The sequence below is a fragment of the Bacillus sp. GMa5/1 genome (assembly GCF_050172015.1).
Taxonomy (GTDB): Bacteria; Bacillota; Bacilli; order Bacillales; family Bacillaceae_G; genus Bacillus_A; species Bacillus_A cereus.
Genome location: NZ_JBNLYC010000184.1, coordinates 1 through 7,417, shown reverse-complemented (window position 1 = coordinate 7,417; position 7,417 = coordinate 1). Strand labels below are relative to the sequence as shown.

The window sequence follows — 7,417 nt, the reverse complement described above, 5'->3', positions numbered from 1 at the left end:
GGTTATTTAGTTATCATTTTGTTCTTACTTGTTTCTTTCATTATGTTGAACAATGAGATTTCTAATTTACAAAAATCTCGTAATTTTATTATTGATCACGATTTTAAAGTTCTCAATTTAACAAATCAAGTGGAGAAAGATTTACTAACAATTGAAAATAAAGCGAAAGGGTTTATCATTTCTAATAATCCAAATTACGTACAATCTCTTAATTCTGCGGAAAAGGATTACGAAAAGCATTATCAAGATCTTTTCTCATTATTAGAGGATAACCCATCTCAGCAAGAAAAATTAAAACAGATTAACGAAAATATTATTAGTTGGATAAATAAAGAGATTCACCCGTTAATTGCAAATCATAATAGTAATAATGTACAAACAATCGACACGACTCAAATTCAGTCATTACAGTCACAGGTAACTAACTTCCGTAGCACTGAGGAGCAATTAACAAAAAAAAGAGCAGCACAATTAGATACTGAAAATAATAAATTAGAGATTTGGTTATACAGTTTATTGTTCTTACTTTCTTGTATTTCTATTATCATTTCACTCTATATTTCGAATTCCATTACAAAAACGATTAAAAATGTAATTCAAGCTATTAAATCCATTTCTTCTAAAGAAAAAATCACGGAAAGAATTCATGTAAACACACGTGATGAAATAAAAGATCTTGCTCATACAACGAATCACCTACTAGACGAAATATCGAAAAGAGAGTGGTTACAAACGGAGCTTGCAGAATTAATTTTAATGTATCAAGGTGTATCTTCTATTGAGATGTTAGGTAAAAAAATTCTTAGTGGAATTATACAAAAAACGCAAACTTCTTGCGGTGCATTTTATGTACGTGAAGAATATGAAGAAACTGTCTACTATGTGAAAAAAGCTTCTTTCGCCGATCAAGGTGCTGATATTGGGAAACAATCCATTCAAATGGGTGAAGGTTTCATTGGACAGTCTGCCTTAGAAAAGAAAAGTTTTATTCTCAGGGATATACCCGAAGAGTTTCGTTATGTCACTAGCGGAGTATTAGAAATACGTCCTAAAAATCTATTAATCATCCCTATCTTATTTGAGGATGAAGTAATCGCAGTAATGGAGTTAGTAAGTGTAACTGAGATTTCAGATTTACATCAAGATTTAATTCAACAAACCGTTGATAATCTAGGTTTAACAATCCATAGCATTATGGGACGTATGCGAATTCAAACTCTTTTACATGAATCACAAGCAATGACAGAAGAGTTACAAGTTCAATCAGAAGAATTGCAAACGCAAGCGGAAGAACTACAAATGCAAGCAGAAGAATTACGAACAACGAATGAACAATTAGAGTCTAGAACTGAAGAGGCTGAGCAGAAGACAGCTGACTTACAAATTACTAAATCAGAATTAGAAGAAAAAGCAAGCGAGTTGTTACGCAGCTCAAAATACAAATCTGAGTTCCTAGCAAATATGTCACATGAATTACGCACACCGTTAAATAGTATTTTACTATTATCTGAAATGTTAAGAGAAAATCATGATAACAATTTATCCGACGATGAGATTGAATTAGCAACTGTCATTCATTCATCAGGGAAAGACTTACTTACTTTAATTAATGACATACTCGATTTATCTAAAGTAGAAGCAGGCAAACTAGACATCATTTTTGAAGCAACGAACATAAGTGACATGGCAGCCAATATGCATCAAAACTTTTTACATATAGCTGCACAAAAAAATGTCGAATTTACTATTGAAGACAGTGATACGATTCCTGATCTATTTTATACAGATGCAAAACGGATTGAGCAAATTATTAAAAACTTATTATCCAATGCATTTAAATTTACAGAAAAAGGATCCGTTTCTTTACATTTCGATTCGATAGAAACAAGTAATTTAAGTCATGATATGCAGTCTATAAGTAAAGATTGGATTACAATTTCAGTAAAAGATACTGGTATTGGTATCGCTAAAGAACAGCATCAACTTATTTTCGAAGCCTTTCAACAGGCAGATGGCGCAACGATTCGGAAGTATGGTGGTACAGGATTAGGTTTATCTATTTGTAAAGAGTTTGCTAGATTGTTAGGTGGTTGGATTACGTTAGAGAGTAATGTAGGAGAAGGTAGTACTTTCACGGTATATATTCCTAACCTTCCAAATGGATTACCAGATATACAGTTATCCAATTTAGAAGTCGCAGCAACGATAGAAGATGTTATTCCTGCTGAAGTTGTTGAAGAAACTATTGTTACTACCGAAACAAATAACGTCTTCCAAGAGAAAACCATTTTAATTGTCGATGATGATCATCGAAATATATTTGCGTTACAAAACGCATTAAAAAAACAAAATGCCAACATTATTACTGCCCAAAACGGCTTAGAGTGTTTAGAAATACTAAAAAGTAATACAAATATTGACCTTATTTTAATGGATATTATGATGCCTAATATGGACGGTTATGAAACGATGGAAAATATCCGAATGAACTTAGGGTTAAATGAAATACCTATTATCGCATTAACTGCTAAAGCAATGCCAAATGATAAGGAAAAATGTTTATCTGCTGGCGCTTCAGATTATATAAGTAAACCATTAAATCTACATCAACTCTATTCGGTAATGAGTGTATGGTTAATAAAATAAGTGAGGTTTAGTTGGAGTGGAAAATAAGTATTATAATTTTGATCCATCAGTAGATACGGATGAGCGCACGAACTTAGAAATTGAATTACTATTGGAAGCGGTATTTAAACTATCAGGATTTGATTTTCGCCAATATGCTCGCACATCTATTTATAGAAGAATTTGTAATAGAATGCAGCTCTCTAATATCCCTACCATTTCAAAATTAATTGAAAAAGTAATTCACGAGGAAGGGGTTTTAGAACAGTTATTAAATGATTTCTCGATTAATGTAACTGAGATGTTCCGTAACCCTGCCTTTTTTAAAGCGCTTAGAGAGCATGTTATTCCTGAATTAAAAAAGCAACCTGAAATTAGAATTTGGCATGCTGGATGCGCAACTGGTGAAGAAGTATTATCAATGTCCATCTTACTTCACGAAGAAGGATTAAGTGAAAAGTCGGTTATTTACGCAACAGATATGAATACAAATGTGTTAGAAAAAGCAAAACAAGCTATCCTCCCGTTAAATAAAATGCAAACTTATACGAAAAATTATTTACAAGCTGGCGGTACACAAGCATTTTCTAACTATTATTCAACAGATAATCGTTTTGCTTATTTTAATCCATCACTTTTACAAAACATTATTTTTGCACAGCATAATTTAGTAACCGATCAATCTTTTAACGAGTTTCATATTATACTTTGTCGTAACGTTTTAATTTACTTTACAAGTAAACTTCAAAATCAAGTGCAGCAACTATTTTATGAAAGCCTAGGTCACAATGGTTTTCTATGTTTAGGAAATAAAGAAACTCTTCGTTTTTCAAATATAATGCCGCATTATACCCAATTTAATCCTAGCGAACAAATTTATCAAAAAATACAATAAAAAGCGTATGAAATCCTCTGTTTGGATTTCATACGCTTTTTATTTCGCATTCGTTTGTATCATAATTAGACACATATCATCTGATTGCGCTTTCTTTTGTTCTTCCTTGTAAAACCCTTCTATCTCGCCTTCTAAATCTCCCCATTTTCTTTCTGTAAAAGTACGTAATTTCTCTTCAGCCTCAAATTCATCATTTGCAATTGCTTCAAGAACACCATCTGTAAACAATACGATTTGAGCGTTCTTCTCAAAAGGTATAACTGTCTTTTTAACTTTTATTTCATCAAAAAATCCTACCGCACAACTCCCGCGATTTAGTTCAACCATATTTGTTTCATCAACTAAAACGTATCCAGAAGGATGCCCTGCATTTACATATTCAATCGTTCTCTTTTCTGTATCTACTACTAAATATATCGCTGTAAAATAATATGGAATATCGTCATTCTCATTATGTAAAAGAGTCATATATTTATTTAAGTCTTTAATGACAAGTTCTGGATCGATTAAAGATTTAATCGTTTCACGTAATACAGACGAAATAAACATACAAACTAATGAAGCAGATATACCATGTCCCATCACGTCTAATAATATAATACCGTAGCGGTTTTCATCGATTTTATACCAATAATACATATCTCCAGCTAATTTAAATGAAGGTAAGTAACTTGCTTCAATTTTTATATAATCTTCTCTTAATGGGCTACTTAATAAGTTTCTTTGTACTTGCGTAGCTAAATCTAATTCATTCCGAAGATTTTCTTCTTGTTCTTTATGCCAATTTAATTCCGATTTCAAGCGTAACGCTACACGCATACGTGCTAATAGTTCAACTTTATTTATAGGTTTCGTAATATAATCCATTGCCCCCATATCAAGAGCTTCGGCCAATTTATTGGCATCCTCTAAAGCTGTAACAAAAATAATAGGAATATCTTTAAACTTCTCCTCTTTTTGTAATCGCCTACAAACTTCAAGTCCATCAATTTCAGGCATCATAATATCTAATAAGATTAAATCAATTTCATTATACCTGGAAGAATCTTCTCCAAATTGAATGTATTCGAAAAGCTCTTGTGCAGAATTCAGCGATACAAGATCCTGATATCCGGCTTGTTTTAAAATTTTTTCAATTACAAAGATGTTAACCGGATTATCATCGACAATTAAAATGGACACAAATTATTTCCCCTTTTCTTATTTAAAATGTAAATCTATTATCATTTTCTATTTTTCTAGTATTGCATACTCAGTTACAAAATGAAAATTTCCTACTCTAACATAATTTTTATACAGCAAAAGAACAAACCCCCAGAAATGAGAGTTTGTTCTTTCATTCTATAAATTTCCACTATTAATTTAATACCATTGCTTTGTCATTTAAAAGACGATCTAATTCTTCCATATGATTTGTTTCATCTGCAATCATATCTTCTAACTTTACAACTAACTCTGTCATATTTAATTTCGCTGCCTGTTCTTTTCTCGTTTCATAACGCTTAATTGTCTCATATTCTGATTGTCTAGCCGACTCTAACATTTCTCTAACATCTTCTACTTGTTTCACTGGTAAAGGGATTGTAGTAGGTGTACCACCTAACGTCTTAATTTTCTCCGCTAAATATAGGGCATGTCCTTGTTCATCACTAATTTCAGATTCAAAGAAAGGTTTTAACACTTGTCTATATATACCAGAAACTGTAGCTGCATTATGGTTATACATAATAATTGCTGAGTATTCTCCTGCTAAATCTTCATTCAATCCTTCGATTAGTTCTTTCACATCGTGTGACATTTTTATATCTCCTCCTATATTTAATAACTACCCCTTTTCTCATGTTTTAAACATAATGATTTTAAATTTTTATGTATCTAAAAATGCTGCTTGCTTCAATTTACTTATCGCTTGTCTTTTAATACGAGAAACGTGCATTTGTGAAATACCTAACCGTTCCCCTGTATCTTTTTGATTTAAATTTTCTCCAAATATATAATGAATAACACTCTTTTCTGTGTCATTTAATACGTTGAAAATATCCTTTAAAACGAGACGCCTTTCTGTCTCTTCATATCCTTGCTCTACTTCACCTACAGATTCAATCCTCGCTACCGAACTGCCATCAGATGAATTTTCAACTACATCATCTAAGGAAGATACGCGATAATTATTTTTCGCATCCATAATTTCTAGCACTTCCTCTTCGGATAGTCCTAAATGATCTGCAATCTCTATAATCTTCGGTGAACGCTGGAAACGATCTGTTAGCTCCTCTATCGCAAGTTTAATCTTCCCGCCTAAATCTTTAATTCGCCTTGGAACGTGAATACCCCAAGTTTTATCACGTAAATATTTCTTTATTTCGCCTACTATTGTAGGTATTGCAAACGGCTCAAAAGTATTCCCTATCGAATAATCATACCTTCTTATTGCACCTAAGAGCCCTAACATTCCTACTTGTATAATATCTTCATGCATCGGCCCACCTTTTGAATAGCGATATGCAATGGAGTATACAAGATTTTTATAGTGATTAACCAATCTTTCCTGTGCTTCATCACATTGGTTTTGTTGGAAGTCTGCAATTAGTTTAATAACGTCTTCTTTAGTAAGATTTGTAGGTTGAGATTGGATTTCCATCATTCTCCACCTGCTCTCTTTGTATATATTTTGTCATTAAAACTGTCATGCCCTCATCATGCATAATTTGTATATCATCCATTAACGTATTGATTAAATATAAACCCAAACCATTTTCTGGCAAATGTTCTACTGGTTTATTAATATCATACGGACCAACTTTACTTTTTAAGCTATTAAAATCAAAGCTAACTCCATTATCCGCAGCCATAATTTCTAATCGATCTTCATATAAGCCAAAGACAATTGTAATTTCTCCAACGTCTTCTTTATATGCATGTTGTACAATGTTTGTACATGCTTCACTAATAGCAATTTTCATATCTTCTATATCGTCATAAGCAAAGCCCATTCGATTCGCAACACCAGCCATTGTTAAACGAATAATAGCCACATATTCTGCTTTTGCAGGAATTTTCATTTCTATCTTTTCAAATCTCTCCATCATCCCTAGTCACCTTCTTTCTACTTTTTCAAAATCGGAATTCAAATTTAATATTTCTGTTAGCCCTGTAATATCAAATAATCTTTTTAGCCTTTTAGACACACCAGTAAACTCTAGCTTCCCATCATTTTTCTTAACTGCTTTTAATAAAGCTATAAAAACTCCTAAGCCTGTACTATCCATATAATCTACGTTATGAAAATCTACTACAATATGAACCTCTTTTTCGCTTGTAATAGGCATTACCTTATTTTTTAAATCTGATGCCGTATACGCATCAATCTCACCATTAAGTTGTACCGTATAACCTACATCATTTTGCAAAATATTTATTGCCAAATTCATCATTTCCGCCCCCTTATCTCGAACTTTTACTATTTAATTACCCATAAAAATTAGTTTTAAACATATTTTTTTATTTTCATTATAAATAAATTTTCTACACCTTTCTCGGCTTAACACTTAAATCGTACTAATAAATGTTTAAAACTTATAATTTTGCGTATGTATAATGTATAAACATTATTTTTAGGGGGATCTATCTATGGAAGAGCACAACTTTAAAAAGGGAGATTTCGTTCAATTTTCTTATCGACACGATCATGCTACAAAATTAGTTGGTTCCATTATTAACATACTAACGAATACAATTGTAGTTGATATAAGTAATAGCGAGGACTTATCTCATATAGAACCAAGGCAAGTCGTAAGAATAAATAATTGTAAAAAGGTAACGATGGCTTAATACATAATAGAAAGTGTAATGTTAATGAGTGGGGGGTTCTTCATCCTCCACTCATTCCTATGTAAA

8 protein-coding genes are annotated in these 7,417 nt (G+C 32.0%); 3 read left to right on the top strand and 5 right to left on the bottom strand.

Annotated features, from left to right (window positions below; all coding sequences use genetic code 11):
• The coding region (locus ACQGSG_RS24670; RefSeq protein ID WP_426948232.1) for an ATP-binding protein at positions 1–2,646 on the top strand (2,646 nt) is incomplete at its 5' end.
• A gap of 16 nt (positions 2,647–2,662) precedes the next feature.
• Positions 2,663–3,520 carry a CheR family methyltransferase gene (locus tag ACQGSG_RS24665; protein ID WP_000429042.1) on the top strand — a complete coding sequence of 286 codons (858 nt, stop codon included), beginning with the start codon at positions 2,663–2,665 and terminating at the stop codon, positions 3,518–3,520.
• A gap of 39 nt (positions 3,521–3,559) precedes the next feature.
• Here ACQGSG_RS24665 and ACQGSG_RS24660 read toward each other — a convergent pair whose 3' ends face one another.
• The 5 genes from ACQGSG_RS24660 to ACQGSG_RS24640 all read right to left on the bottom strand — a co-directional run bounded on the left by ACQGSG_RS24660 (position 3,560) and on the right by ACQGSG_RS24640 (position 6,954).
• The gene (locus ACQGSG_RS24660) at positions 3,560–4,702 is read right to left on the bottom strand and encodes a fused response regulator/phosphatase (protein WP_000025538.1); all 1,143 of its coding nucleotides are present in this window, start codon (positions 4,700–4,702) and stop codon (positions 3,560–3,562) included.
• 175 nt (positions 4,703–4,877) lie between these two features.
• The gene (locus ACQGSG_RS24655) at positions 4,878–5,318 is read right to left on the bottom strand and encodes a ferritin-like domain-containing protein (RefSeq protein WP_000017755.1); all 441 of its coding nucleotides are present in this window, start codon (positions 5,316–5,318) and stop codon (positions 4,878–4,880) included.
• A 69-nt stretch (positions 5,319–5,387) separates the two neighbouring features.
• On the bottom strand, positions 5,388–6,164 hold the full coding sequence (sigB, locus tag ACQGSG_RS24650; protein WP_325842733.1) for an RNA polymerase sigma factor SigB: 777 nt from the start codon (positions 6,162–6,164) through the stop codon (positions 5,388–5,390).
• Positions 6,127–6,609 (bottom strand): anti-sigma B factor RsbW, encoded by a 483-nt coding sequence (rsbW, locus tag ACQGSG_RS24645; protein ID WP_000970580.1) that lies wholly within the window; start codon positions 6,607–6,609, stop codon positions 6,127–6,129. The genes sigB and rsbW overlap by 38 nt, the downstream gene beginning before the upstream one ends.
• A gap of 6 nt (positions 6,610–6,615) precedes the next feature.
• Positions 6,616–6,954 carry an STAS domain-containing protein gene (locus tag ACQGSG_RS24640; RefSeq protein WP_002060869.1) on the bottom strand — a complete coding sequence of 113 codons (339 nt, stop codon included), beginning with the start codon at positions 6,952–6,954 and terminating at the stop codon, positions 6,616–6,618.
• A gap of 196 nt (positions 6,955–7,150) precedes the next feature.
• Here ACQGSG_RS24640 and ACQGSG_RS24635 point away from each other — a divergent pair, with 196 nt between their 5' ends.
• Positions 7,151–7,351 carry a hypothetical protein gene (locus tag ACQGSG_RS24635; RefSeq protein ID WP_000391011.1) on the top strand — a complete coding sequence of 67 codons (201 nt, stop codon included), beginning with the start codon at positions 7,151–7,153 and terminating at the stop codon, positions 7,349–7,351.
• Positions 7,352–7,417: the final 66 nt, after the last annotated feature.